We start from the raw sequence: 26,924 nt of genomic DNA on the forward strand, positions 1-26,924 counted from the left end.
CGTAGTTCACAGATCTGTCCGTGAGGCCTCAAAGCACCCCGCAATCATACGGACGAAATTGCCATGGGCTTGTCCAGATGACCGGCTAGGGTCGCCCCATGTGCACCGAGTACGATCCACAGCACGAAGCCGAGGCCGCAATGAAGCGGGCCGCGGAGGCCGAAGGTGCCGACCGGCAACGGCTGATCCAGCTGGCCCTGGCGTGGCATCAGCTCGCCCGCGATCCACACGATGAGCATGCCGACTCCTCATCGACAGGCGGCCACATGGCTCGGATTGAATAGGGCGGCCGAATGAGAAAAACCCCGTGCTCGGGGGACAAGCACGGGGTCCTTCAAAGCCGACCGGGGTTGGCAGGTCGGCACCACTCGAGTCGGATGTCCAACGCCCTGATTGCGCGTTCGTTCCGCATCGATCCGCGCCGCTGAACTCCTGCACGGCTCGTGCGCTTGGCGCAGGAACATTCGTTCCACGGCAGCGTTGTGCGGCTATGACCGATCCCGAGCTACGCGCACAGTCTTTCGAGATCGCCTGGCGATATCTCGACCAGTCCGGCCTGCTCACGGGCGAGCACAAGGATTCCGCCCGCTTCATATTGAACCGGATCGACCGCTTGATGTTGCGTGGAGAGCGACGCAGGCTGCTGCTGTCGAATGCCGCGATCGATGCCTATCGGCTGCGGCCCGTGCTCGTGAGTGCATGACCGACCTGGCTGAACCGGCTATTAACGAATCCTCGGCCTCGTAATTTGCGATCGCGATTCGTGCTTTGCGAACGAAGCGGAGTCGGATCGTGAACAAACAAAAAGCCCCCGAAGGGGCTCAGTGTTTCAGCTCAGTGTTTCAGCTCAGTGTTTCAGGCGGCTTCCGTCTTCGGTACGGCGTCGGCATTCACCGACAGCTTGACGATATCGCCTTCGACGGCGCCGACATATTTCGTATCGATGTAGTGATGATGGTCCTTGTGACCTTCCGGGCTGTCCTTGCGCGTCAGCTTGATGCGATTGCCCTCGACGCGATCGACGGTGCCGACATGTGCGCCGTCCTTGCCGATGATCTTCATGTGCTCTCTGATGTCAGCCATGCTGTCCTCCTTGCGTGGATTCAACTGCGAGGACGCGTGTTCGTTGCAGCGGGCGCGTTGGACCCACGGCGTCTTCCGGACGTTGACGTCCCATCGGAACTGTCAAGAAGCGCATGGAGACCATTCGAGCCTATCTGGAGCGAAAGCACGAGGAACTCAGGCTGTTGAATGACTGCCTGAGAAGCCGGCTTGATCTGGCATGTCCGGAGTCCGTCGACGAGGTCGTCAGGTCCAAATTCCAGATCACTGCCGCGCTGAGGGCGGAGCACGAGTTGCAGGAGTGGAAGGCGACGGAGACAGCCTGGTCGCATACGGCCGATCCCGCCAACGGGCCGTTCGCGTTCAGTTACGACTACCAGCGGGCCGATCTCACGGTGCGCGGTCCTTCGTTCTATGAGCTCGACTGCGGCTGCACGAGCAGCGCGGTCTATACCGCCTCGGGCATGGCCGCGATCTCCGCCGTGCTGCTCGCTTCCGCGCAAATCGTCGAGAAGGCCGATGTCCTGGTGCTTCCAGGCTCCTATGGAGAGACGCTGGAGCTGATCCGGGGCTTCGTCCCGCATTTGCGGCTCGAGGTCTTGAAGCTGCCTCTGGGCGATGCGTTTGCTCCGGCGAACTCGCCGCGAATACTTCTGTTGGATTCCTGCTCCCTCGCCGGCGCTTACGAGGCGGCGCTGCGCTGCGACGGTTCGGGCCTCGATCTCCTGGTTTTCGATACGACATGTTTCGCCGGCAGGTCAGGCCGCATCAGGCGTGTCCTGAGATGGGCCCGGCGATACGGAATCCCGCTGGTGTTGGTGCGAAGCCACAACAAGCTCGATTCGCTCGGAGCGGAATATGGCCGGCTCGGCTCAGCCGTTTTCGTGCAAGGGAACGAGCATCAGCAGCAGCGGGCAGGGGGCGTAGAATGGGCTCGTCTCGCGTCCGAAACCCGAAACGCGGTGCGGCTGCTCGGCGGCGCGGCGTTGCCGGCGCACTTCCCGCCCTTCGCAGGCAGCGCGGCGTACTGGGCCCTCACGCAGAGGCGTGTCGCGGCGATCTTGCGCAACGGCCGAAGCGCGGCTCGATATTTTGCTGCGAAGCTTCCATCGCTCTCGGCCGAGCTTCATTTCACCCATGGTCTGTACGTGACTCTCCGAGGAAAGCGGGCGCTCAACGAGGCGGCAGCGCGGCAGGCTGCCGAAGACATGAGCAGCGAATTGCGCGGGGAGGGCTTTCCCATCCGCCACGCCGGCAGCTTCGGCTTCGATTTCGCGGCGACCGAATGGTTTCACGATGCGACCACGGACGAATATAGCGTCCGGGTGGCGGTCCCGGATCTTCCGACGGAGGTGTGGGCCGATCTCACCGCGGCCATTGCGCGGTGGTGGATGGCGCATCAGAGGTGAAGGGTGAATGCGAGGTCTCGGCGACAGCCGCACGAGGTGCGCCCCGCATCAATCGATCGCCAGGCAGTGCTCCAGGGCGGGCCTCTCGTGGCCGCGACGCGCCCACTCCTGAACGGCGAAGGCAATGTGATGCTGACCCATCGCGGCGCCGACGATCGATGCCTGCGCCACCTTGATGGGCTTTGTGACCACGTTGGTGTTCACGAGGCCTGCGTCAATCGCCAAATACGACATCGCGACAATCGCCACCGCAGATGCGACAGCCATTCTCGTCCATTCGGATTGAGGCATCGGGATCCTTTTCGGGCACACTTCGCCCCGCGGATAGATAGGGCCGATGTGCTCGGTTGAAAGCCCGGAGCGGAGTGACCCACGCATTCGTGAAGGACGATGGATCGGCGCCGGCGCGTCGTATGGCGCGTCAAGCCACCGTACGGTTGTGGAGGCGTACGCCGATGCACGAATGAGGCTCGTCGGCAAGACGAAGACTGGCGATCCCGGCAGGACTCGAACCTGCAACCCGCGGAGTAGAAATCCGCTACTCTATCCAGTTGAGCTACGGGACCGTTTTGAGCCGCCCGGTTTGGGGCTGCCGTTCATCTAACATGCCAATATGAAAAATCTGGTGTTTCGCCAAGCCTGAACCGAACCGTTTTCCTCAATGCCGCGACAAAGTGGAACAGTGGCGTGTCAGGGTGCCGGGTTGAGCGGCAGCGGACTGGACGATGGATCACATCGCCGGGACCGCTGAGGAGCTTCCGGGACACCGCCGCTGGTCGACTGGTCCGGTATTGCTGCGCCATCAGGACGGCGTGTGCGGCGGTATCTTGATCGGTCTCATCTGGGCTTGCCTTGTCATGGCGATTGCGACGATTTGCACCTTTGGTTCCATCGCCTTGAGGCCGTCACCTTTCCGCGCATTTCTTGCGACAAGCGGCGTTCGTCCGCGATTTCCGGGAGTCCATCCATGATCGGTCTTCTTCGCGCCGTCACAATCTGCGCCGCGCTGGCGCTTGGCCTTACGGCTGCGCAGGCCGCCGACAAGTCCTTCAAACGCGACGATCTCGCCGATTCCGCGATCAAGCTGGAGGCCCAGATCAAGAGCGAGGCGGGGCCGGTCGCCAAGTCCAGCGCGACGCTGCGCACGGATGCCGACGCCGCCTTCCGGCGCAATGATTACCGCACCGGGCTGTCGGTGCTCGGCCAGATCGCGGCCACCACGCCGGACGATGCCGGCAACTGGCTGCGGCTTGCCAAGGTCATCTTCCAGATCTCGCCCAAGAGCTCGAGCGAGCAGACCTTCCTGCTCGAGCGCGCCTCGACCGCCGCCTATATCGCCTATCAGCGCGCCGGAAACCCGGGCGAGGAGGCCGACGCACTCGCCGTGCTCGGCAAATCGCTGGCCGAACGAAAATTGTGGCGGCCGGCGCTGGATGCATTGCGGCTGTCGCTCGACATGCGTGAGGTCGCCGACGTCCGCGGTCAATATGAGAAGATGCGCGACGAGCACGGCTTCCGGCTGCTCGACTACACCGTGGACTCGGATTCGGCGAGCCCGCGGGCCTGCTTCCAGTTCTCGGAAGAGCTTGCCAAGCGAACCGACTTCGCGCCTTTCCTGGCGCTGGCGGGGCAGGACAAGCCGGCGCTGTCGGCAGAAGGCAAGCAGCTCTGCGTCGACGGACTGAAGCACGGCGAGCGCTACAACATCAATCTGCGTGCCGGCCTGCCGTCCACCGTGAAGGAGGGCCTGCCGAAATCGGCCGAGTTCAACATCTATGTCCGCGACCGCAAGCCCTTCGTGCGCTTCACCAGCCGCGCCTATGTGCTGCCGCGGACCGGCCAGCGCGGCATTCCCGTGGTCAGCGTCAACACGCCCGCGGTCAACATCAACGTCTTCCGGATCGGCGACCGCAATCTGATCAACACGGTGGTCGACAGCGACTTCCAGAGGACGCTGTCGACATACCAGCTCTCCGATCTCGGCGACCAGCGCGGCGTCAAGGTCTGGTCCGGCGAGCTCGCGACCGCGATGACGCTGAACCAGGACGTCACCACCGCTTTCCCGGTGGACCAGGCGCTCGGCGAGCTCCAACCCGGGGTGTACGTGATGACCGCCGCGGCCAAGGGCCCGGGCTCGGACGACGAGTCCCAGCTCGCGACGCAATGGTTCATCGTCTCCGACCTCGGCGTCTCCGCCTATTCCGGCAATGACGGCATCCATGTCTTCGTCAACTCACTGGCCTCGACCGATCCGGTCGGCAAGGCCGAGGTGTGGCTGGTTGCCCGCAACAACGAGATTTTGGCCACCCGCAAGACCGACGACAGCGGCCACGTGCTGTTCGAAGCCGGGCTCGCGCGCGGTGAGGGCGGCCTGTCGCCGGCGATGCTCACCGTCACCGGCGAGAAAGCCGACTATGCCTTCCTCAGCCTCAAGTCCTCCGCCTTTGATCTTTCCGACCGTGGCGTTTCGGGACGTGCGGTGCCGGCCGGCGCCGACGCGTTCGTTTATGCCGAGCGCGGTGTCTACCGCTCCAGCGAGACCGTCTATCTGACCGCGCTGTTGCGTGACGGTCAGGGCAATGCCGTCACCGGCGGGCCGATGACGCTGGTGATCGAGCGTCCCGACGGCGTCGAATTCCGCCGTGCCGTACTGGCCGACCAGGGCGCCGGCGGCCGTACGCTGGCCCTGCCCCCTCAACTCGGCCGTCCCCACCGGAACGTGGCGGGTGCGCGCCTTCACCGATCCGAAGGGATCGTCCGTCGGCGAGACCACCTTCCTGGTCGAGGATTACGTCCCGGATCGGATCGAATTCGATTTGTCGACCAAGGACAAGCTGATCAAAGCTAATGCTCCAGTGGAGCTGAAGGCGGACGGCCATTTCCTCTATGGCGCGCCGGCTTCCGGCCTCCAGCTCGAAGGCGACATGCTGGTGGCGCCGGCGAGCGAGCGTCCGGGCTTTGCCGGCTACCAATTCGGTGTCGACGACGAGGAGACCAGCTCGAACGAGCGCACGCCGCTCGAGAACCTGCCCGAGGCGGACGCCAACGGCGTTGCGACTTTCCCGGTCACGCTGGACAAGCAGCCGGCCTCGACCCGGCCGCAGGAGGCGCAGATCTTCATCCGCATGGTCGAGACCGGCGGCCGCGCCGTCGAGCGCAAGATTGTGCTGCCGGTCGCGCCCGTCTCGGCGCAGATCGGCATCAAGCCCCTGTTCGGCGACAAGAACGTCGCCGAGGGCGACAAGGCCGAGTTCGAAATCGTGTTCGTCTCGCCCGAGGGCAAGACGCTGCCGCGTGATGGTCTGCGCTATGAGCTCCTGAAGATGGAGTCGCGCTACCAGTGGTACCGCCAGAACAATTATTGGGAGTACGAGCCGGTCAAGTCGACCTCGCGCGTGGCCGACGGCGACGTCACGATCGCTGCCGACAAGCCATCGCGCATCTCGCTCAGCCCCCAGCCCGGTCGTTACAGGCTCGATGTGAAATCGAACGATGCCGACGGCCCGGTGACCTCGGTGCAGTTCGACGTCGGCTGGTATTCCGACGGCAGCGCCGACACGCCGGATCTGTTGGAGACCTCGATCGACAAGCCGCAATACGCCTCGGGTGACACCATGACGGTGTCGGTCAACGTCCGCAGCGCCGGCAAGCTGACCGTCAACGTGGTCGGCGATCGCCTGCTGACGACGCAGACGATCGACGTAAAGGAAGGCACCACCCAGGTGAAGCTCCCGGTCGGCAAGGATTGGGGCACCGGCGCCTACGTCGTGGCGACGCTGCGCCGGCCGCTCGATGCGGCGGCCCAGCGCATGCCGGGCCGCGCGATCGGGCTGAAATGGTTCGGCATCGACAAGCAGGCCCGGACGCTGCAGGTGAAGCTGACGCCGCCCTCGCTGATCCGGCCGAACTCCACGCTGAAGATCCCGGTCAAGCTCGACGGGCTCAATCCGGGCGAGGACGCCAAGGTCGTCATCGCCGCGGTCGATGTCGGCATCCTCAACCTCACCAATTACAAGCCGCCGGCGCCGCAACACCGACGTCGTGATCCGCGATCCCGTGGTGCTGACCACGACCCTGCCGCGCTTCCTGCTCAACGGCGACCACGGCACGGTCAATCTCGAGATCGACAATGTCGAGGGCCAGGCTGGCGACTACGTCATCAACGTGAAGACGGGCGGCCCGGTGAAGATGACCGGCAATCCCGCGACCACCGTGAAGCTCGCCGCCAAGCAGCGCAACGCGTTCTCGCTCGCGATCGACGCGACTGCGGCGGGGCAGGCAACGCTCGACGTCGACATCAGGGGCCCGAATGGCCTCGCGCTGGCGCGCCACTATGCCTTCGACGTCAAGGCGGCGACGCAGGTGCTGGCACGGCGCTCGATCCGCACCCTGGCGAAAGGCGAGAGCCTGACGCTGACCTCGGACATGTTCTCCGACCTCGTGCCGGGCACCGGCAGCGTCTCGGTCTCGGCCAGCCTGTCCACCGCGCTCGATGCGGCGACGATCCTCAAAGCGCTCGATCGCTATCCCTATGGCTGCTCGGAGCAGATCACGAGCCGGGCCATGCCGCTGCTCTATGTCAACGATCTCGCCGCCGGCGCGCATCTCGCCATGGACACCGAGGTCGACCAGCGCATCCGCGACGCGATCGAGCGATTGCTGGCCCGCCAGGGCTCGAACGGCTCCTTCGGCCTGTGGTCGGCGGGCGGCGACGATGCCTGGCTCGATGCTTACGTGACGGACTTCCTCACCCGCGCCCGCGAAAAGGGCTTTGCGGTGCCGGACGTGCTGTTCAAGAACGCGCTCGATCGCATCCGCAACTCCGTCGTCAATGCCGACGAGCCGGAGAAGGATGGCGGCCGCGATCTCGCCTATGGCCTCTACGTGCTGGCACGCAACGGCGCGGCGCCGATCGGCGATCTCCGCTATCTCGCCGACACCAAGCTGAACAATCTTGCGACGCCGATCGCGAAGTCGCAGCTTGCGGCAGCTCTTGCACTGGTCGGCGACCGCAATCGCGCCGAGCGGGTCTATGCTGCCGCGCTCGACAGCCTCGCGCCCAAGCCGGTGCTGGAATTCGGCCGCACCGATTACGGTTCGCAGCTGCGCGATGCCGCAGCGCTTGTCTCGCTCGCCAGCGAGGGCAACGCGCCGAAGGCGACGTTGACGCAGGCAGTTTCGCGGGTCGAGTCCGCGCGCGGACTGACGCCCTACACCTCTACGCAGGAGAATGCGTGGCTGGTGCTGGCGGCGCGGGCATTGGCCAGGGAGAACCTCTCCATGGAAGTGGACGGCCAGCCGGTCAAGACCGCGCTGTACCGCAGCTACAAGGCGGACACGCTGAGCGGCAAGCCGCTGAAGATCACCAACACCGGCGATGCGCCGGTGCAGGCGGTGGTCTCGGTGTCGGGCTCGCCGGTGACGCCGGAGCCGGCAGCGTCGAACGGCTTCAAGATCGAGCGCAGCTACTTCACGCTCGACGGCAAGCCCGCCGACATCAGCAAGGTCAAGCAGAACCAGCGCTTCGCGGTGGTGCTGAAGATCACCGAGGCGAAGCCCGAGTACGGCCACATCATGGTGTCGGATTATCTGCCGGCGGGCCTGGAGATCGACAATCCCAAGCTGGTGTCCTCCGGCGACAGCGGCACGCTGGACTGGATCGAGGACGGCGAGGAGCCCGAGGATACCGAGTTCCGCGACGACCGCTTCACCGCGGCGGTCGACCGGGCCTCGGATTCCAAATCGGTGTTCACCGTCGCCTATGTCGTGCGCGCGGTGTCGCCCGGCAAATATGTGCTGCCGCAGGCCTATGTCGAGGACATGTACAATCCCTCGCGCTATGGGCGCACCGGATGGCCGGGACAAGCCCGGCCATGACGGAGTGCGGGGCAGGGGCCTTCGTGCCCTCTCAGCCCTCGCGTTCACCTTCATCCTCGCCATCGTCGGTTTCGTCGGCTGGGTCTACTCGCTCGGTCCCCTCCCGCTCGACGAGGCGCGTCAGGTCTCCACCACCATCGTCGACCGCAATGGAAAGCTGCTGCGTGCCTATGCCATGGCGGATGGGCGCTGGCGGCTGCCGGTCGACGCCAAGACCAGCGTCGATCCGACGTACCTGAAACTGCTGTTCGCCTATGAGGACCAGCGATTCTACGCCCACAACGGCCTCGACCCGCTGGCGCTGGGGCGCGCGGCGTTGCAGCTCGGAACGCGCGGCCACATCGTCTCGGGCGGCTCGACCATCACCATGCAGCTTGCCCGGCTGATGGAGCCGCGGCGGCAGCGCTCGCTTCATGCGAAGCTGCGGCAGATCGTACGCGCGATCGAGCTGGAGCGGACGCTGAGCAAGGAGCAGATCCTCGATCTCTATCTCGCGCTCGCGCCTTACGGCGGCAATCTCGAAGGCATCCGCGCCGCCTCCATCGCCTATCTCGGCAAGGAGCCGAAGCGGCTGTCGCTGGCGGAGGCCGCGCTGCTGGTCGCGTTGCCGCAATCGCCGGAAACCCGCCGGCTCGACCGCCATCCGGAGGCGGCACGCAAGGCGCGCGACCGCGTGCTCGACCGCATGGTCGAGGAGCATGTGGTCAGCGCAGATGATGCCAGGCAGGCCAAGGCGGTGCCCGTGCCAAAGCTGCGCAAGCCGATGCCGATCCTGGCGCCGCATGCCTCGGACACCGCGCTTTCGACGGTCAAGGACGCGCCGGTCATCAAGCTCACGTTGGACGCGAACCTGCAGAAGGTGCTGGAGCCGCTGGCGCGCGACCGCGCCATCGCGCTTGGGCCGAACATCTCGGTCGGGATCATCGTCGTCGACAACGAAAGCGGCGACGTGCTCGCGCGTGTCGGCTCGGCGGATTATTTCGACGAGAGCCGGGCAGGGCAGGTCGACATGACCCGCGCCGTCCGCTCACCGGGTTCGACGCTGAAACCCTTCATCTACGGGCTCGCCTTCGAGGACGGCTTTGTCCATCCCGACAGCCTGATCGACGACCGGCCGGTCCGCTTCGGCTCCTACGCGCCGGAGAATTTCGACATGACCTTCCAGGGCACGGTGCCGGTGAGGAAGGCGCTGCAATTGTCGCTGAACGTGCCGGCCATCGTGCTGCTCGACCGCGTCGGCTCCAGCCGCCTGACCTCGCGGTTGCGGCAGGCCGGCGGCAACCTGGTTCTGCCCAAGGACGAGACGCCGGGGCTCGCCATGGGGCTCGGCGGGGTGGGCGTGACGCTCCAGGACCTCGCCCAGCTCTATGCGGGTTTCGCCCGTCTCGGCACCACCAAGCCGCTGCGTGAGGTCGTGACTGAACAGGACGACCGCGAGCCGCTCCGGCTGCTGGATCAGGTCGCGGCCTGGCAGGTCGGCAACGTGCTGCTGGGAACGCCGCCGCCGGAGAACGCTGCCCACAACCGGATCGCATTCAAGACCGGGACGTCCTACGGCTATCGCGACGCCTGGTCGGTCGGCTTCGATGGCCGCATGACCATCGGCGTCTGGGTCGGCCGGCCCGACGGCGCCCCGGTTCCCGGCCTGATCGGGCGCGTCGCTGCCGCGCCGATCCTGTTCGACGCCTTTGCCAGGACCGGCAAGACGCTCGCCCCGCTGCCGAAGGCGCCCAGGGGAACCCCGGTGGCGGGCAACGCCAAGCTGCCGCTGCCCCTGAAGCGGTTCCGCCCGGTCGGGGATTTGGTGCGCACCGGGGGAGCGAGCAGGCGCTGCACATTCAGTTTCCGCTCAACGGTTCGCGGATCGATGTCGATCGATCAGGCAGCCGGGAGAACGCAGCCATGCCGGTCAAAGTCGCCGGCGGCGTGCTGCCCATGACGATCATGGTTAACGGCACCGCGCTCGGCGAGATCGACGGCCGCCGCCAGCGGCTGATCGATCCGCCCGGCCCGGGCTTTGCACGGCTCACCGTGATCGACGCCACGGGCGCCGCGGACACAGTCGTCATTCGAATTCAATGACCCTGCCTCAAGCGGTTGTGGCGATGGCGGTTTCAGCGTAAGCGGAACCAATGGCCGAGACCTACCCAAGCCCCCGTTTTGGTGCACCCCGCGAGTCGAAATCACCCGCAAATCCGGGCAGCGGGCTCGTGCGCATGCTCGACATCGTCACGGCCAGCCACCCGCGCGCGGTCGGCTTCCTGGTGCTGTGCGCGCTGCTGCTGTTCCTGCCGGGCTTCTTCACCATCCCGCCGATCGATCGCGATGAGGCACGGTTTGCCCAGGCCACCAAGCAGATGGTTGAGAGCGGCGACTACGTCGACATCCGCTTTCAGGAGGACGTCCGCTACAAGAAGCCGGTCGGCATCTACTGGTTGCAATCGGCGACCGTCGAAGCTGCGTCGATGCTCAAGCTGCCGAAGGCAGAATTGCGCATCTGGGTGTACCGGCTGCCGTCGCTGATGGGCGCGATCGGCGCCGTGCTCATGACCTATTGGGCCGCGCTCGGATTCGTCACGCGGCGTGCCGCCGTGCTGGCGGCGCTGATGATGTGCGCGTCCGTGCTGCTCGGCGTCGAGGCGCGGCTGGCGAAGACCGATGCCATGCTGCTGCTCTGCGTCGTCGCCGCGATGGGCGCGATGGCGCGGGCCTATCTGTCCTGGCAGCGCGCCGAGGACGAGACGCATCCGCCCTGGAGCTGGCCCGCGATCTTCTGGACCGCGCTCGCTGTCGGCGTCCTGATCAAGGGCCCGCTGATCCTGATGTTCGCTGGTCTCACCATCGTCGTGCTTGCGATCCAGGATCGCGATGCCTCCTGGCTGTGGAAGCTGCGCCCGCTCTGGGGCCTGATGTGGATGCTGGTGCTGGTGCTGCCCTGGTTCCTCGCGATCTTCTGGCGTGCGGGCGAGACCTTCTTCGCCGATTCCGTCGGCGGCGACATGCTGAGCAAGTTGGGCGCCCAGGAATCCCATGGCGCGCCGCCCGGACTGTACCTCGCGTTGTTCTGGATCACGTTCTGGCCGGGCGCACCGCTTGCGGCGATGGCGGCGCCCGCGGTGTGGCGGGCGCGGCGCGAGCCCGGCGCGCAGTTCCTGCTGGCCTGGCTGATCCCGTCCTGGATCGTGTTCGAGGCCGTGCTGACCAAGCTGCCGCATTACGTGCTGCCGCTCTATCCGGCGATCGCGATCCTCACCGCAGGCGCGGTGGAGCGGCGCGTGCTGTCGCGTTCCTGGTTGATGCGCGGTTCGGCCTGGTGGTTCGCGATCCCCGCAGCCGCCTCGATCATCGCGGTCGTCGGGTCGGTGATGCTGACGCGGCAGCCGGCCTTCGTGGCCTGGCCGTTCATCGCGGCCTCGCTGATCTTTGGCCTGTTCGCCTGGTGGCTCTACGACAATAATCGTGCCGAGCGCTCGCTGCTCAACGCGCTGGTCGCAGCCCTGATGCTGGCGGTGACGGTCTACGGCATCGTCCTGCCGTCACTGACGCCGCTGTTTCCGAGCATCGAGATCGCGCGCGCGCTTCGCAACGTCACCTGCGTCGGGCCGAAAGCGGCTGCGGCCGGTTATCACGAGCCGAGCCTCGTCTTCCTGGTGGGGACCCGGACCTTGCTCACCGACGGCTCCGGTGCGGCGGATTTCCTGCGGCAGGGCAGCTGCCGCTTCGCGCTGATCGAGCAGCGCTCGGAGCGCAGCTTCGTGCAGCGCGCCGAGGCGATCGGGCTGCGCTACAAGGTCGGCGCGCGCATCGACGGCTACAACTTCTCGCAAGGGCGCGCGATCTCGATCTCGATCTTCCGCTCGGAAGGCACCGAGTAGGATGCGGGCGCCGACCGACATTGCGCCGCGTGCCGGCTATCTCGCACAATTGCTCGCCGTGTCCTGGGGGGCGCTGGCGCAGCTCGTGCGGTCGCCCTCGCATTCGCGCCGGGCCGAGGCCGCCCGAAAGCTGGCGCGGCACTCGCTCTGGCTCAGCGCGGTGGGCGCGGCGCTGGTCATCGTGCTGATGGTCGGGCTCGATCAGACCGAGATCGAGCTGATGCCGCCGCGCGGCACGCCAAGCCTGTGGCCGATCCGCATCCTCACCGATTTCGGCAAGGACGAGTATCTGCTGATCGTGCTGGGGGCTGCGCTGGTGGCTGTGGCGTTCGTTGCGGCAGGGCTGCACGGGACGCGCCGCTCAGTGCTGCTCGGCTTCGGCACGCGGCTTCAATACATATTTCTGTCTGTTGCCGTGTCGGCGCTTGTCGCCGAGATCCTGAAATATCTCATCGGCCGCGGCCGCCCGTTCGTCGGCGGCAAGGCCAATCCGTTCAATTTCGTGCCGTTCGAGGGAACGGGGGCCTATGCGAGCCTGCCGTCGGGACATGCGGTGGCAGCGTTCGCCCTGGCGTTTGCGGTCTCGGCGCTGTGGCCGCGCCTGCGGGTGTTCATGTTCACTTACGCAATCGTGATCCTGCTGACGCGCCTGGTGCTGCTCGCGCATCACCCGAGCGACGTCGTGGCCGGCGCCCTGGTCGGTATGGTCGGCGCCATGACGGTGCGTTACTGGTTCGCGGCCCGGCGGCTCGGCTTTGCCATCCGCGCCGACGGCACCATCGTGCCTCTTCCGGGAGCGGCCCGGGGCCGCCTCAAAAGGGTTGCCCACGGGGCATCCGCCCCATAAAAGCGGCTGCCTGCCGGGACCGCCGGTTCCCCAAGGCGCAGGCCCGAATCCAACCAAGAGCCTCCTTTGTCGACGCCCCAGCCTTCGGTTTCCATCGTCGTTCCCGTGCGCAACGAAGCCGACAACATTGCGCCGCTGATCGCGGAGATCGGTGCGGCGCTCGATGGCCGCTGGGCCTATGAGATCATCTACGTCAACGATGGCTCCACCGACGCGACCGGCGAGCGTTTTGCCGCGATCATGAAGCAGCGGAGCAATCTGCGTCAGCTCCGTCATGCGCGGTCTGGCGGCCAATCAGCGGCCGTGCGCAGTGGTGTGCGTGTGGCGCGCGGGGAAATCGTGGCCACGCTCGACGGCGATGGCCAGAACAATCCTGCCTTCCTCCCGGACCTGATCGCGGCGGTCGAGAAAAGCGCGCGGGTCGGGCTGGCCGCCGGCCAGCGGGTCGGGCGCAAGGACACCGGCTTCAAGAAGTTCCAGTCGCGCGTGGCGAACGGCGTTCGCAACGCCATCCTGAAAGACGGCACGCGCGATACCGGCTGTGGGCTGAAGGCGTTCCGGCGCGACGTCTTCCTGATGCTGCCTTATTTCGACGGGCTGCATCGCTTCCTGCCGGCGCTGGTGCGCCGCGAGGGCTACGAGATCGCCTATGTCGATGTGATCGACCGGCCACGCCACTCCGGCGTATCGAACTACGGCTTCTTCGACCGGCTGTGGATCGGCATCATGGATCTCGCCGGGGTGTGGTGGCTGATCCGCCGCAAGAAGCCGACTCCTGAGGTGACCGAGGTGAACGCATGATCATTCAATACGGTCAGGCGCTGAGCAATTATCTATACGACGTCTTCGTCGCCAAATTCGATTTCTGGCTCGCATTCGGGCTCGTCGCGCAATTGTTCTTCACCGCGCGCTTCCTGGTGCAGTGGATCGCAAGCGAGCGCGCCGGCAACAGCGTGGTGCCGATGGCGTTCTGGTTCTGCTCGATGGGGGGCGGGCTGATGACGCTGGTCTACGGCGTCGTGAAGCGCGAGCCGGTCATCATCCTCGGACAGTCGCTCGCGACCGTCATCTACATCAGGAACATCATGCTGATCTGGAAGAACCGCGGCAGCGCTTCGAAGACGCTGGATCGCTGATCTATCGCGGCAGTGCCGACGCCGTGCCTGACGCGGGCAGGGTGGCTGTGTCCGCCTCGGTCCTGCGATAGGGCTCGCCGGCCGCGTCGAGCACGGGATAGGCGACCGAGCAGATATGCGAGTGGATGCGGCGCAGGTCGCGCAGCACGTCCAGATGCAGCGACGTGGTCTCGATGGTCTCGGGACGGCCCTCGCGCAGGCGGTCGAGATGCCGCTCGGTCGCGGCAAGCTCGGTGTTGCGCAGTGCGGTCTTCTCCACCAGCAGCTTGCGCGCCTCGTTGGCGTCGCCCGACATGAAGACGCCGAACGCGATACGCAGCGAGTCCATCGTGCGCTTGTGGAAGGCGGCGAGCTCGTCGGCCCCTTCCGCCGAGAACTGAAAGCGCCGCTTGATCTTCTTGGTGGCGAGCTCGCTCAGGCTCTTGTCGATGATGTCGCCGATGTGCTCGAGGTTGATGGCGAAGGAAATGATCTCCATCAAGCGGCGTCCTTCGGTCTCGTCGAGGCTGCCCCGCATCAGCTTGGTCACGTAGAGCTTGATGGCCTCGTCGAGACCGTCGACGAGATTGTCCATCTTCGAGACCTGGTCGACCAGCGCCCGATCGCCGGTCATCATCGCGGCCATCACCTTGCGCAGCATCACCTCGACGAGATCGCCCATGCGCAACGTCTCGCGGGCGGCGTCAGCGAGCGCCAGGGACGGTGTCTCCAGCGCGGTCTCGTCGAGATAGCGCGGCCGGGCCGGGTCGGCCTCCTGCACGCGATCCGGCAAAAGGCGGGTGAGCAGGCGCGACATGGTGTCGAGCAGGCCGATGAAGACGACGGCCGTGCCGAGGTTGAAGGCGATATGGAAAGCCGCGGTCATCTTGGCGAGATCGGGCTGCCAGGCGTGCATGTGCTCGGCGATCACGCCCAGGAAGGGCAGGACGAGGGCGATCCCGACCACGCGGTTGACGAGATTGCCGACCGGCAGGCGATAGCTCGCGGGATCGTCACGCCTGGCGCCCTCGAACACGGGATTGATGGCGCTGCCGAGATTGGCCCCCAGCACCAGCGCCAACGCCGCATCGGGCGTAATGAACTGCGAATAGGCCAGCGACATGATCAGCAGCACGCTGGCGACGCTCGAATGCACCGCCCAGGTGACGAGGGCGGCGATGACGATGCACAGGACCGGGTCGCCGGTGATGGCCGACATCACGACGCGGACGCCGGGCGCGTTCTCCGCCGGCGCCAGCGTGTCGAGCAGGATGTGCAGCGAGAGCAGCATCAGGCCGAGGCCGATGCAGACGCGACCGATGTCCTTGATCCGCGAGCGCGGGCCGGAGCGGAAGGCCACGAGTCCGAGCACGAACAGGACCGGCGCAACGGCTGCGATGTTGAACGACAGCACCTGCACGATCAGCGTCGTGCCGACATTGGCGCCCAACATGATGGCGAGCGCAGCGGCGAGGCTGACGAGGCCCTCGGCCGCGAACGAACTCGTGATCAGCGCCGTCGCCGTGCTGCTCTGAAGCAGCGCTGTGAGCCCGAGGCCGGCGGCGAATGCGCTGGCGCGATTGCTCAGCGCCTTGCCGAGCAGCCGCCGCAGGTCGGGACCGAAGGCGCGCAAGATGCCGCTGTGGACCATGTGCAGGCCCCACAGCAATAGTGCAACGCCGCCCATGAGATCGAGCAGAACCAACGTTCCCATGCTCCGTGTCCGGATTGGAGTCGATTGGTGAGGCTAGCGCCAAACGGGAGCCGATCAAACCCTTTGTCGGCGCATCGGCGTTAACGTTTGCGGCAGCGGTGCGTTCCCGCGGCGCGCGATTGCGCGTCCGCTGGAGCGTGGTTGCCGTGTCCCGAGGCGCGTTGCCTCGCGAGCAGGCTCAGATTGCCGCTTTCAGGGCAGCGAAGCCGCGATCGAGATCGGCCTTGAGGTCGTCAACGTTCTCGAGCCCGATGTGCAGACGCAGCGTCGGGCCGCCGGGCGCCCACTTGGTCGCGGTGCGATAGGCATCGCAATCGAAGGGGATCACGAGGCTCTCGAAGCCGCCCCAGGAGAAGCCCATGCCGAACAGCTTCAGCGTATCGAGCATGGCGTCGACCGCCTTCTGCGGCGCCGGCTTCAGCACGATGCTGAACAGGCCTGACGCTCCGGTGAAGTCGCGCTTCCAGATCGCATGGCCGGGATCGGTCTCGAGCCCGGGATGCAGCACGCGCGCGACCTCGGGCCTGGCAGCGAGCCAGCGCGCCATGTCGAGCCCGGAGCGATGATGCTGCGCCAATCGCACCGACAGCGTGCGCAGTCCGCGCAGCGCCAGAAAGACGTCGTCGGGGCCGGCGCAGACGCCGAGCAGGCGGATGCCCTCGACGATCTGCGGCCAAGCCTTGGCATTGGCAGAGATCGTGCCGAACATGATGTCGGAATGGCCGCCGATATATTTGGTGGCCGCCTGCATGCTGATGTCGACACCCTGATCAAGCGAGCGGTGATAGAGCGGGGTCGCCCAGGTGTTGTCGTCGATGACGAGCGCGCCGCGGGTATGCGCGACCTCGGCGATGGCGCGGATGTCGGGCATCTCGAACGACTGCGAGCCCGGCGCCTCGACCAGCACTGCGCGCGTGTTGGGCTTGAACAGCTTGTCGACGCCCGCACCGATCAGCGGATCGAAATAGGTGGTCTCGACCCCATAGCGGGCCAGCATGCCGTTGCAGAAATTGCGCGAAGGCCGGTAGACGTTGTCGACGACCAGAATATGGTCGCCGGTCTTCAGTACCGAGAGCAGGGTGGTGGAGATCGCCGACAGCCCGGACGGCACGATGCCGACGCCGGCGCATTGCGGTCCCTCCAGCGCCATCAGCGTGTCCTGGAACGCCTTGGTCGTCGGGGTGCCGTGGCGGCCATACGTGAACTCGCCGCGATGGGCGTGCAGGTCTTCGGCGGTCGGATAGAGCACGGTCGAGCCGTGGAACACCGGCGGATTGACGAACCCCTTCTGCGCCTTGGTGTCGCGGCCGGAGGTGACCAGCCGGGTCTCGGCGTGCTGCTGCTGGGGGTGCGAGGAATCCATGCGTCTGCTTTCAAAATCGCGTTTCCGCGGGGTGCGTTGCGCCCGCGGGCGGGCCGAAAGGCCATCGTCGTTAATAACAGAACACAGAAGAGTCTCGTCAACCCCTTGACCCGGCAGGCCAGTCGTTCTGTGATGCGCAGGTGCTATTCAGTCGCCGCATGTTGAGGGGCCTGCCGCGACCTTCGATCCAATGTCTGACCGGACCTTGCGCCACAGCCGTAATGGCCGGCGCCTGCGGCGGGGATTAAGGTATGGCCTCCCGGGATCGGCGGGTGTTCGGCAAGGTGTTCCAGCATGACTCTTGCAAGGCTAGCCCTGGTACGAGTAGCCCTGGCAGAGATGACCCCACAGACAACTTCCTGATCTTGAGACGACCTTGAAAGGCCCAAAGCCCATGAAACGCGTAACCCTGGCTCTCACCCTTGCTCTCGCCGCCGGCCTCTCTGCCGAAGCCGCCGATGCGCAAACGCTCAAGACCGTCAAGGACCGGGGCATGCTGTCCTGCGGCGTCAGTCAGGGCTTGCCCGGCTTCTCCTCTCCGGATGACAAGGGCAACTGGACCGGCATCGACGTCGACGTCTGCCGCGCCATTGCGGGGGCGATCTTCAACGATCCGACCAAGGTCAAGTACATGCCGCTGTCCGCCAAGGACCGCTTCACGGCGCTGCAATCCGGCGAGATCGACGTGCTCTCGCGCAACACCACCTGGACCATCTCGCGCGACACCTCGCTCGGCGCCAATTTCACCGGCGTGACCTATTATGACGGGCAGGGCTTCATGGTGAAGAAGTCCCTCAAGGTGAATTCGGCGCTCGAACTCAACAGCGCATCGGTCTGCGTGCAGACCGGCACCACCACCGAGCAGAATCTCGCCGACTACTTCAAGGCCAACAACATGAAGTACGAGGTGATCGCGTTCGCCACCAACGACGAAACCGTCAAGGCCTATGAAGCCGGCCGTTGCGACGTCTTCACCACCGACCAGTCGGGCCTGTACGCCAATCGTCTGAAGCTCGCCAGTCCCAACGACCACATGGTGCTCCCCGAGATCATCTCGAAGGAACCGCTCGGTCCGATGGTGCGCCACGGCGACGACCAGTGGTTCGACATCGTGAAATGGACGCTGTTTGCGATGATCACCGCTGAAGAGCTCGGCGTCACCTCGAAGAACGTCGACGAGAAGGCGAAGCTGGAAAATCCGGAGCTGAAGCGCGTGCTCGGCAGCGACGGCAATTTCGGCGAACAGCTCGGCCTGACCAAGGATTGGGTGGTGCGGATCGTGAAGGCGGTCGGCAATTACGGCGAGGTGTTCGACCGCAACGTCGGCGCGGGCTCGCCGCTCGCCATCAATCGCGGTCTGAACAATCTCTGGAACAAGGGCGGTCTTCAGTACGCGCCGCCGATCCGCTGATCGCCCCGATCGGCCGGCAACGGCATGAGCACCGAGGCCCGAAAACCGCCGGCCCAGATTGCGCTGAAGATCCGGCGCATCCTGGGCGGCAAGGCAGGCTGGAACGGCGTTGCCGTCCAGTTTGCCTTCGCGGCGATCCTGGGCTGGATCGGCTATGAAATCGTCTCCAATGCCCGCGCCAACCTCGAGAACCAGCACATCGCCGCCGGCTTCGGCTTCCTCAGGAACAATGCCGGCTTCGACGTCAACCAGACCCTGATCCCCTATACCGGCTCGGACACGTTCCTGCGCGTGTTCGTGGTCGGGTTGCTGAACACGCTCGTCGTCTCGGTGGTGGGAATCGTTTTCGCCACCGTGATCGGCTTCATCGTCGCGCTGTGTCGGCTGTCGCCCAATTGGCTGTTGTCGCGCGTCGGCGAGCTCTATGTCGAGGTCATTCGCAACCTTCCGCTCCTGTTCCAGATCCTGTTCTGGTACCTCGCGGTGCTCGCGGCACTGCCCAATCCGCGGCAGAGCATTTCCCTGTTCGGCATCGCCTTTATCAGCAATCGCGGTCTCGTCATTCCGCGCCCCATCGGCGAGAGCGGCCTCGAGCCGTTCCTGGCGATGCTGGTGTTCGGCATCGTGGCGTCACTGGCCCTGCGCTTCCGTGCGCGGCGCGCGCTGTTCCAGGAAGGGCGCGTGATCCGGATCTGGCCCTATGTGCTGGGCCTGCTGTTCGGGCTGCCCGTCGCGACCATGCTGGTGTTCGGCTTGCCCTTCACCTTCGAGCTGCCGCAGCTCAAGGGCTTCAACTTCGCGGGCGGCTCGCGTATCATCCCGGAATTCGTGGCGCTGACGGTGGCGCTGTCGACCTATACCGCCGCCTTCATCGCCGAGATCGTGCGTGCCGGCATCCTGTCCGTTCACAAGGGACAGATGGAGGCGGGATCCTCGCTCGGTCTCAGCCGCGGCGCCACGCTCCGTCTGATCGTCATACCGCAGGCCATGCGCGTCATCGTGCCGCCGCTGACCAACCAGTACCTCAATCTCACCAAGAACTCGTCGCTGGCGGTCGCGATCGGCTATCCCGACCTGGTGTCGGTGTTCGCCGGCACGTCGCTGAGCCAGACCGGGCAAGCGATCGAGATCATCGCGATGACGATGGGCGTCTATCTCCTGATCTCGCTGCTCACCAGCGCCGTCATGAGCGTCTACGGTTGGCGCGTCAGCCGGAGTCTCGGCGCATGACCGATATCACCTCAAGCAGCTTCGTCCGCCAGGACCTGCTCGCCGAGCGGCCCGCGCCGGTCAAGACCACGGGCTTCATCGGCCTGGTGCGTACGCGCCTGTTTAACTCGCCGACCAATATCCTGCTCACGATCGTGGGCGCCTTGCTGCTCTGGTTCACCATCGTTCCTTCCGTCAGGTTCCTGATGGTCGATGCGGTCTGGAGCGGCCAGGACCGCACCGCCTGCCTCACCGAGAACGCCGGCTTTGTGGTCGGCGCCTGCTGGCCCTACATCCAGGCGAAACTGCCGCAACTGATCTACGGCTTCTATCCCGAGGCGGAGCGCTGGCGGGTCGACCTCACGATGTTGCTCGCGGTCGTGCTGCTGCTTCCGCTGCTCGTTCCGCGGCTGCCGGCGAAGGGTCTGAACGCGGGCCTGTTCTTCGTTGCCTTTCCGGTGGTCGCATTCTTCCTGCTGCACGGCGGCGGCATCAAGGGCTTCGGCCTGAGCTGGACGGCCGGCCTGCTGCAACTGTTCGACGAGAGCATCATCGGTGCCGGGCAGGCGCTCCTCAGTCTCAGCAAGACGTCCGCCATCGCACCGTTGCTGTGGGTTGTCGGAAGCCTCATCGTGCTGGTCGGCACGGCGATCTCCTGGCTGATCTTTCCGCTCACCTGGCTGCGCGACTATGTCCAGGTGATCGGGCAGCCGGTCTGGGCCGATTTCGGCATCACGGCCGCGATTGTCAGCCTGATCGCGTTCTTTCTTGCTGGCGGCATTCGCACCGGCGGGCGGGCTTTGGCATCCAGCATCGCCACCTCCATTGCCATCGCGATCGTCATCAAGCTGATGGGCCTGGATCGCGGCGGATTGCCGATCGTGACGACCAATCTATGGGGCGGCCTCCTGGTGACATTGGTGGTCTCCGTCACCGGCATCGTCACCTCGCTGCCGATCGGCGTCGCGCTTGCGCTCGGCCGCCGTTCCACCATTCCCTTGATCCGGATCTTCTCGATCGCCTTCATCGAGTTCTGGCGCGGCGTGCCGCTGATCACCGTGCTGTTCTTCGCCACCTACATGCTGCCCTTGTTCCTGCCGGGGAATTTCAGCGTCGACGGTCTGGTCCGCGCGCTGATCGGCATCGCGCTGTTCACCGGCGCCTACCAGGCCGAGAACGTCCGCGGCGGGCTCGCTGCGATCCCGCGTGGGCAGAACGAGGCGGCGGCCGCCCTCGGACTGTCGTGGTGGAAGACGACCTCCCTGATCGTGCTGCCGCAGGCGCTGCGTCACGTCATTCCGAATCTCGTCAACAGCTTCATCTCGCTGTTCAAGGACACCTCGCTGGTCTCGATCGTGGCACTGTTCGACCTCCTGGGCTCGCTTCGCGCATCGTTCTCGGATCCGAAATGGTCGACGCCGTCGACCGCATTCACCGGCTTCGCCTTCGCCGGGATCATTTACTTCATCTTCTGCTTTGGAATGTCGCGCTACTCGCTGTTCGTCGAGCGCCGCCTCAACGCCCACCGCCGCAGCTGATCGAGGCCATCATGTCCGCCCCCATCGTCAAGATTTCCGGCCTGAACAAATGGTACGGCGAATTCCATGTCCTGCGGGACATCGACTTGGCGGTCGCGAAGGGCGAGCGCATCGTGATCTGCGGGCCCTCGGGCTCCGGCAAGTCGACCTTGATCCGCTGCATCAATGCGCTGGAGGAATTCCAGGAGGGCGAGATCGTCGTCGACGGCATCGAGCTCGGTCCCAACCTCAAGCATGTCGATGCCGTGCGTCGCGAAGTCGGCATGGTGTTCCAGAGCTTCAATCTGTTCCCGCATCTGACCGTGCTCGACAATTGCACGCTGGCGCCGATCTGGGTCCGCAACATCCCCAAGAAGGACGCCGAGGCGACCGCGATGAAATTCCTGGAGCGGGTCAAGATCCCGCACCAGGCCAACAAGTTTCCGGGGCAGATGTCCGGCGGCCAGCAGCAGCGCGTCGCGATCGCCCGCGCGCTGACCATGAACCCGAAGGTGATGCTGTTCGACGAGCCGACCTCGGCGCTCGACCCCGAGATGGTCAAGGAGGTCCTCGACACCATGGTCGACCTCGCCGAGGAGGGCATGACCATGCTGGTCGTCACCCACGAGATGGGCTTTGCCCGCGAGGTCGCCAACCGCGTCGTGTTCATGGACGCCGGCCAGATCATCGAGGCCAACACGCCGAGAGAATTCTTCGCCGCCCCACGGCATGCCCGCACCAAACTGTTCCTGAGCCAGATCCTGCGGTGAGCCCCCGCAACCCGGTGGCCTCGCCGGTCTGACCGCCGCCGCAAGCTTGGCACCATGCGAATCAGCTCGTCTCTTTTCGGACCATCCTCCGGAGAGAAACCTTGCAGAGCAGTCTCGGCGCGCGCGCATACCAGAACGCGCGATTGCAGAAGAAGTTGAGGAAGCAGGCGGACGCCGTCATGTCCTTCGCGGTCGAGGCGCTCGGGCAGGGCAGACTTGCCGAGGCCGAGACACTGTGCCGCGAGATCTTGAAAGAGGTTCCGGATCATTTCCACGCCACGCACCTGCTCGGCCTGCGCGCGTTCGACGGTGGCCGGCTCGATGAGGCGGAATTCCTGCTCGAGCGCGCGATTGCGCTCGATCCGCGTTCGCCCGACGCCCATGGCAATCTCGGGGCCGTGTACTTCGCTCTCCAGAAATTTCAGGCCGCCCGCGCGTGCCAGGAGAAGGCTATTACGCTGAAGCCGAATTGTCCGATCACCCTGACCAATCTCGGCAATACGCTGCTGCACATCGGTCTCGGCGAAGAGGCGATCGGGTTGCACGAACGCGCACTCAGGCTGAAGCCGGACTATGCCGATGCAATATGCAACCGCGGCATGGCGGAGCTGATGACCGGCAAGTTCGAGCGCGCCAAGGAGAGCTTCGATCGCGCCCTGTCGCTTCAGCCGCGCCATGCCGAGGCAATCGCCGGCAAGGGCATGGTGAGCCTCGAACTCAGGCACTTCAACGAGGCTGCCGCCGCCTTCGACGCAGCGCTCGCGATCAAGCCAGGGTCACCCAGGATTCTGCTGCAGCGCGGACGGCTCAATCTGAGCCTGTCCCGGCTGGAGCAGGCGGCAGCGGACCTCGATGCGGCGCTGGCGCAATCGCCACGGCTCGAGCTCGCGCTGTGCTGGAGGGCGCAAATCGACATCCTCGTGGGGAACACGGCGCGGGCGATGGCGGGCGTCAAGACGCTGCTCGAGGTCAATCCGCGGTCGGAGATGGGATTGGCACTTCTTGCGGCTTGCCATGTGAACCAGGGAGACATCGCGACCGCGCTCGCGCATCTCGATGCGGCGCTGGAGATCGCGCCGGACTTTCCGGAGGCGATCGGATACAAGATTTTCGTGCTGGATTATCTGCCGCAGGCCGATTTCGTAGCGCAGCAGGCGGCCCGAAAATACTGGTGGGATGCGATCGGCGCCAAGTTGCCGAGAAGGACGCTGGCGCCGCGCAAGCTCGATCCGGACAGGCGGATCGTCATCGGCTATGTCGCGTCCGAGTTCAGGCGCCACTCGGCAGCGTATTCGCTGTTGCCGGTGCTGCGCCATCATGATCACGCCAGGTTCAAGATCGTCTGCTATTCCTGCTGGCCGTCGCAGGATGAGATGACCGAACAGTTCAAGCCTTTGGCGGACGCCTGGGTCGATGCCGCGCAGCTTTCTGACGACGAACTGGCCGATCGTATCCAGGCCGATGGGATCGATATCCTGATCGACGTATCAGGACATACGACCGGCAGCAGGCTCCATGTCTTCGCCCGCAAGCCGGCCCCGATCCAGGTCACGGGCTTCGGACATGCCACCGGGACCGGCCTTCAGACCATGGACTACGTGCTCGCGGACCCGGTCTTCATTCCGCCATCCGCGCGCCATCTGCTGGCTGAGAAAGTCCATGATCTGCCGTGCCCGATCACGATCGATCCCATCCTGGATGCGCAGCCTTCGGAGCTCCCCATGCTCCGCAACGGCCATGTGACCTTCGGCGTGTTCAACCGCATCTTCAAGATCTCGGACGAGGCCATCGGTGTGTGGTCGAAGGTGATGCGCACGGTGACCGGATCGAAAATCATCATCAAGAACGGATTGCTGGACGATCCCATGCTGCGCGACCGCCTGATTGCGCGGTTCGTGGAACAGGGTATCGCCGAAGACGACGTCGTCTGCATGGGCTCGACCCCGCGCGAGGAGCATCTGCGGGCCTTTGCGCATGTCGATATTTCGCTGGATACCTTCCCGCAAAACGGCGGCATCAGCACCTGGGAATCGCTCTATGCCGGCGTTCCCGTCGTCGCCAAGCTCGGGAGCGGCGCCTCGTCGCGCGCCGGCGGGTCGATCGTCGCGGCCGTCGGTCTGGAGGACTGGGTCGCCGAGGATGACGAAGGCTACGCCGCACTCGCGTGCAAATATGCGGCGCAGCCGGCTTATCTGGCGAAGCTGCGCGCAGAATTGCCGGCCCGGATCGCGGCTTCGCCTGCCGGCAATGTCGAGACCTACACGCGCAAGGTCGAGGCGGGGTATCGCCAGTTCTGGCGCGACTATTGCGCCGCGGCCCCGGAAGGCGGGGATGTAGCGTAGGCCGGGGCCAGTCTTGCCCTGAGCACCGGGAAACCCCGGGGGCCTCGCCGTTCCGGCCGACCGGGCGGCCTTGACGACGAATCAGCTAGACTCTCCGTGCGGCCATCCTTCGGAGAGCAACCTTGCAGAGCAGCGGCGCCGGCGCGCGCGCGTTCCAGAACGCGCGATTGCAGAAGAAACTGATGAAGCAGGCGGATGCCGTCATCTCCGCCGCAGCGAGCGCCTATGGCCAGGGCCGATATGCGGAGACCGAGGCACTTTGCCGCGAGATCCTGAAGGCGCTTCCGGATCATTTCGATGCCACGCATTTGCTCGGCCTGTGCGCCCATGACGGCCGTCGCCTGGCGGAGGCGCAACAGCTGCTCGAGCGTGCGATTGCGCTCGATCCGCGTTCGTACGAAGCCCACAGCAACCTCGCGACCGTGTACTTCGACCTCAAAAAATTCGAGGATGCGCGCAGGTGCCAGGAGAGGGCGATCGCGCTGAAGCCGAACTTCCCGCTCGCGCTGACCAACCTCGGCAATACCCTGCTGCACATGAAGCTCGCCGAGCAGGCCATCGAACTGCACGATCGCGCCATCAAGCTGAAGCCGGACTATGCCGATGCGTTCTGCAATCGGGGCATGGCCGAACTGATGATGGGCCAGTTCGACCGCGCCAGGGAGAGTTTCGACCGCGCCCTGTTGTTTCAGCCGCGTCACGCCGAAGCGATCGCCGGCAAGGGGATGCTGAGCGTCGAGCTCCGGCACTTCGACGAGGCCGAAGCCGCGCTCGCGGCGGGACTGGCGATCAAGCCCAATTCGGCGAGGATGCTGGCCCAGCGCGGACGGCTCAACTTCGATCTGTCGCGGCTGCCGCAGGCCGCCGCGGACTTCGATGCCGCGCTGGCGCAATCGCCCACGCTCGAGCTGGCGCTGCGCGGGAAGGCGCAAGTCAACATTCTCCTGGGGAATACGGCAAAGGCGATTTCGGCCGTCAAGACTCTGCTCGAGGAAAATCCGCGCTCCGAGATTGGCATGGCCCTGCTGGCGTCGTGTTATGCGAGCCAGGGAGACATCGCGACGGCGCTCGAGCATCTCGACAAGGCGCTGGAGCTCCGGCCGGATTATGCGGACGCCATCGAGCGCAAGATTTTCTTGCTGGACTATCTGTCCGAGGCCGGTTTCGCGGTCCAGCAGGCGGCGCGAAAGTCCTGGTGGGATGCGGTCGGCACCAATTTGCCGCGAAGGACGCTCGCGCCGCGCAAGCTCGATCCGGACAAGCGGATCGTGATCGGATATGTCGCGTCCGAGTTCAGGAACCACTCGGCCGCGCTCACTCTGTTGCCGGTGTTGCGCCATCATGATCACGCCAGGTTCGAGATCATCTGCTATTCGTGCTTTCCGTTGCCGGACGAGATGACCGAACGCTTCAAGCCTTTGGCGGACGTCTGGGTCGACGCCGGGCAGCCCTCGGACGACGAGCTGGCCGATCGTATTCAGGCCGACAAGGTCGATGTGCTGATCGACGTCTCAGGCCACACGACCGGCAACAGGCTCCATGTCTTCGCCCGGAAGCCCGCGCCCATCCAGGTCACGGGTTTCGGACATGCGACGGGGACCGGCCTTCAGACCATGGACTACGTGCTCGCCGATCCGGTCTTCATTCCGCAATCGGCGCGCCATCTGCTGGCCGAGAAGGTTCACGATCTGCCATGCCTGATCACGATCGAGCCCGTGCTGGACGTGCCGACGTCAGAGCTGCCCATGCTCCGCAATGGCCATGTGACCTTCGGCGTGTTCAACCGCATCTACAAGATCTCGGACGAAGCCATCCGGGTGTGGTCGAAGGTGATGCGCGCGGTGCCCGGATCGAAGATCATCATCAAGCACGGGCTGCTTGACGATCCCTTGCTGCGCGACAGCCTGGTGGCGCGGTTCGTGGCGCACGACATCGCCCCAGAGAATATCACCTGCATGGGCTCGACCTCGCGCCACGAGCATCTGCTGGCCTTCGCGAAGGTCGACATCTCGCTTGATACGTTCCCGCAGAACGGCGGCATCAGCACCTGGGAATCGCTCTATGCCGGCGTTCCGGTCGTCGCCAAGCTCGGCAACGGCGCCTCGTCGCGCGCCGGTGGCTCGATCGTGGCGGCCGTCGGTCTCGATGACTGGGTCGCCGAGGACGACGAAGGCTATGCCGCGATTGCGTGCAAATATGCAGCGCAGCCCGCCCATCTGGCGAAGCTGCGCGCGGAACTGCCGGCCCGGATCGCAGCTTCGCCTGCCGGCAACGTCGAGATCTACACGCGCAAGGTCGAGGCGGGCTATCGCCAGTTCTGGCGCGACTATTGTGCCGCGACCTCGGAACGCGGCGAGGTCGCATAAATGGGCCGAACCGGGGACGCTTTGCGGGCGCACGTCGCCGACGTGCG

The 26,924-nt window shown here is 65.3% G+C and carries 17 protein-coding genes, 1 tRNA gene and 2 pseudogenes; 14 read left to right on the top strand and 6 right to left on the bottom strand.

The features are described from left to right. Positions 1 to 44 precede the first annotated feature (44 nt). Positions 45 to 239: a hypothetical protein gene (locus ABIF91_RS36785; protein WP_028176430.1), complete on the bottom strand. Its 195-nt coding sequence runs from the start codon at positions 237 to 239 to the stop codon at positions 45 to 47. A 251-nt stretch (positions 240 to 490) separates the two neighbouring features. On the opposite strand from ABIF91_RS36785, the gene ABIF91_RS36790 reads away from it, so the two are divergent. Further along, a complete protein-coding gene (locus ABIF91_RS36790; protein ID WP_028176429.1) occupies positions 491 to 703 on the top strand; it encodes a hypothetical protein in 213 nt (70 codons plus the stop codon). 152 nt (positions 704 to 855) lie between these two features. On the opposite strand, the gene ABIF91_RS36795 is transcribed toward ABIF91_RS36790, so the two are convergent. Then, positions 856 to 1,083: a DUF2171 domain-containing protein gene (locus ABIF91_RS36795; RefSeq protein ID WP_028176428.1), complete on the bottom strand. Its 228-nt coding sequence runs from the start codon at positions 1,081 to 1,083 to the stop codon at positions 856 to 858. A 113-nt stretch (positions 1,084 to 1,196) separates the two neighbouring features. Here ABIF91_RS36795 and ABIF91_RS36800 point away from each other — a divergent pair, with 113 nt between their 5' ends. After that, positions 1,197 to 2,471 carry a hypothetical protein gene (locus ABIF91_RS36800; RefSeq protein ID WP_028176427.1) on the top strand — a complete coding sequence of 425 codons (1,275 nt, stop codon included), beginning with the start codon at positions 1,197 to 1,199 and terminating at the stop codon, positions 2,469 to 2,471. Positions 2,472 to 2,519: 48 nt separating this feature from the next. Here the strand turns inward: ABIF91_RS36800 and ABIF91_RS36805 are convergent, their stop codons facing one another. Both ABIF91_RS36805 and ABIF91_RS36810 read right to left on the bottom strand, forming a co-directional pair. After that, complete coding sequence (locus tag ABIF91_RS36805) at positions 2,520 to 2,762, bottom strand: hypothetical protein (protein ID WP_028176426.1); 243 nt, start codon at positions 2,760 to 2,762, stop codon at positions 2,520 to 2,522. Between the two features lie 198 nt (positions 2,763 to 2,960). Then, a tRNA-Arg gene (locus tag ABIF91_RS36810) sits at positions 2,961 to 3,037 on the bottom strand. A 401-nt stretch (positions 3,038 to 3,438) separates the two neighbouring features. Here ABIF91_RS36810 and ABIF91_RS36815 point away from each other — a divergent pair. The 6 genes and pseudogenes from ABIF91_RS36815 (at position 3,439) to ABIF91_RS36840 (ending at position 14,206) form a co-directional block, all read left to right on the top strand. Beyond that, a pseudogene (locus tag ABIF91_RS36815) lies at positions 3,439 to 8,348 on the top strand (alpha-2-macroglobulin family protein). Continuing rightward, positions 8,311 to 10,430 (top strand): annotated as a pseudogene (pbpC, locus tag ABIF91_RS36820) (penicillin-binding protein 1C). The pseudogenes ABIF91_RS36815 and pbpC overlap by 38 nt, the downstream one beginning before the upstream one ends. A 50-nt stretch (positions 10,431 to 10,480) precedes the next feature. Next, positions 10,481 to 12,223, top strand: coding sequence for an ArnT family glycosyltransferase (locus ABIF91_RS36825; RefSeq protein WP_284281389.1), 1,743 nt, complete (start codon positions 10,481 to 10,483; stop codon positions 12,221 to 12,223). Position 12,224: 1 nt separating this feature from the next. Beyond that, positions 12,225 to 13,070, top strand: coding sequence for a phosphatase PAP2 family protein (locus ABIF91_RS36830; RefSeq protein WP_028176422.1), 846 nt, complete (start codon positions 12,225 to 12,227; stop codon positions 13,068 to 13,070). A 66-nt stretch (positions 13,071 to 13,136) separates the two neighbouring features. Next, positions 13,137 to 13,871: a glycosyltransferase family 2 protein gene (locus tag ABIF91_RS36835; RefSeq protein ID WP_028176421.1), complete on the top strand. Its 735-nt coding sequence runs from the start codon at positions 13,137 to 13,139 to the stop codon at positions 13,869 to 13,871. Then, positions 13,868 to 14,206 (top strand): lipid-A-disaccharide synthase N-terminal domain-containing protein, encoded by a 339-nt coding sequence (locus ABIF91_RS36840; protein WP_028176420.1) that lies wholly within the window; start codon positions 13,868 to 13,870, stop codon positions 14,204 to 14,206. The genes ABIF91_RS36835 and ABIF91_RS36840 overlap by 4 nt, the downstream gene beginning before the upstream one ends. 1 nt (position 14,207) lies before the next feature. Here the strand turns inward: ABIF91_RS36840 and ABIF91_RS36845 are convergent, their stop codons facing one another. Both ABIF91_RS36845 and metC read right to left on the bottom strand, forming a co-directional pair. Then, on the bottom strand, positions 14,208 to 15,899 hold the full coding sequence (locus ABIF91_RS36845; protein WP_028176419.1) for a Na/Pi cotransporter family protein: 1,692 nt from the start codon (positions 15,897 to 15,899) through the stop codon (positions 14,208 to 14,210). Positions 15,900 to 16,077: 178 nt separating this feature from the next. Beyond that, positions 16,078 to 17,262, bottom strand: coding sequence for a cystathionine beta-lyase (gene metC, locus ABIF91_RS36850; RefSeq protein WP_035670367.1), 1,185 nt, complete (start codon positions 17,260 to 17,262; stop codon positions 16,078 to 16,080). Between the two features lie 394 nt (positions 17,263 to 17,656). Between metC and ABIF91_RS36855 the strand changes: the two genes are divergently transcribed. The 6 genes from ABIF91_RS36855 to ABIF91_RS36880 all read left to right on the top strand — a co-directional run bounded on the left by ABIF91_RS36855 (position 17,657) and on the right by ABIF91_RS36880 (position 26,877). Further along, positions 17,657 to 18,673, top strand: coding sequence for an amino acid ABC transporter substrate-binding protein (locus ABIF91_RS36855; RefSeq protein WP_028176417.1), 1,017 nt, complete (start codon positions 17,657 to 17,659; stop codon positions 18,671 to 18,673). Positions 18,674 to 18,697: 24 nt separating this feature from the next. Then, a complete protein-coding gene (locus ABIF91_RS36860; protein ID WP_028176416.1) occupies positions 18,698 to 19,903 on the top strand; it encodes an amino acid ABC transporter permease in 1,206 nt (401 codons plus the stop codon). Further along, positions 19,900 to 21,420 (top strand): amino acid ABC transporter permease, encoded by a 1,521-nt coding sequence (locus ABIF91_RS36865; protein ID WP_028176415.1) that lies wholly within the window; start codon positions 19,900 to 19,902, stop codon positions 21,418 to 21,420. The genes ABIF91_RS36860 and ABIF91_RS36865 overlap by 4 nt, the downstream gene beginning before the upstream one ends. Before the next feature lie 11 nt (positions 21,421 to 21,431). Then, on the top strand, positions 21,432 to 22,169 hold the full coding sequence (locus tag ABIF91_RS36870; RefSeq protein ID WP_028176414.1) for an amino acid ABC transporter ATP-binding protein: 738 nt from the start codon (positions 21,432 to 21,434) through the stop codon (positions 22,167 to 22,169). A 101-nt stretch (positions 22,170 to 22,270) separates the two neighbouring features. Then, positions 22,271 to 24,511 (top strand): tetratricopeptide repeat protein, encoded by a 2,241-nt coding sequence (locus ABIF91_RS36875; protein ID WP_424579686.1) that lies wholly within the window; start codon positions 22,271 to 22,273, stop codon positions 24,509 to 24,511. A 122-nt stretch (positions 24,512 to 24,633) separates the two neighbouring features. Beyond that, on the top strand, positions 24,634 to 26,877 hold the full coding sequence (locus ABIF91_RS36880) for a tetratricopeptide repeat protein (RefSeq protein WP_028176412.1): 2,244 nt from the start codon (positions 24,634 to 24,636) through the stop codon (positions 26,875 to 26,877). Positions 26,878 to 26,924: the final 47 nt, after the last annotated feature.

The organism is Bradyrhizobium sp. USDA 241, from assembly GCF_049739505.1.
In the GTDB taxonomy this organism is placed as follows: domain Bacteria; phylum Pseudomonadota; class Alphaproteobacteria; order Rhizobiales; family Xanthobacteraceae; genus Bradyrhizobium; species Bradyrhizobium liaoningense.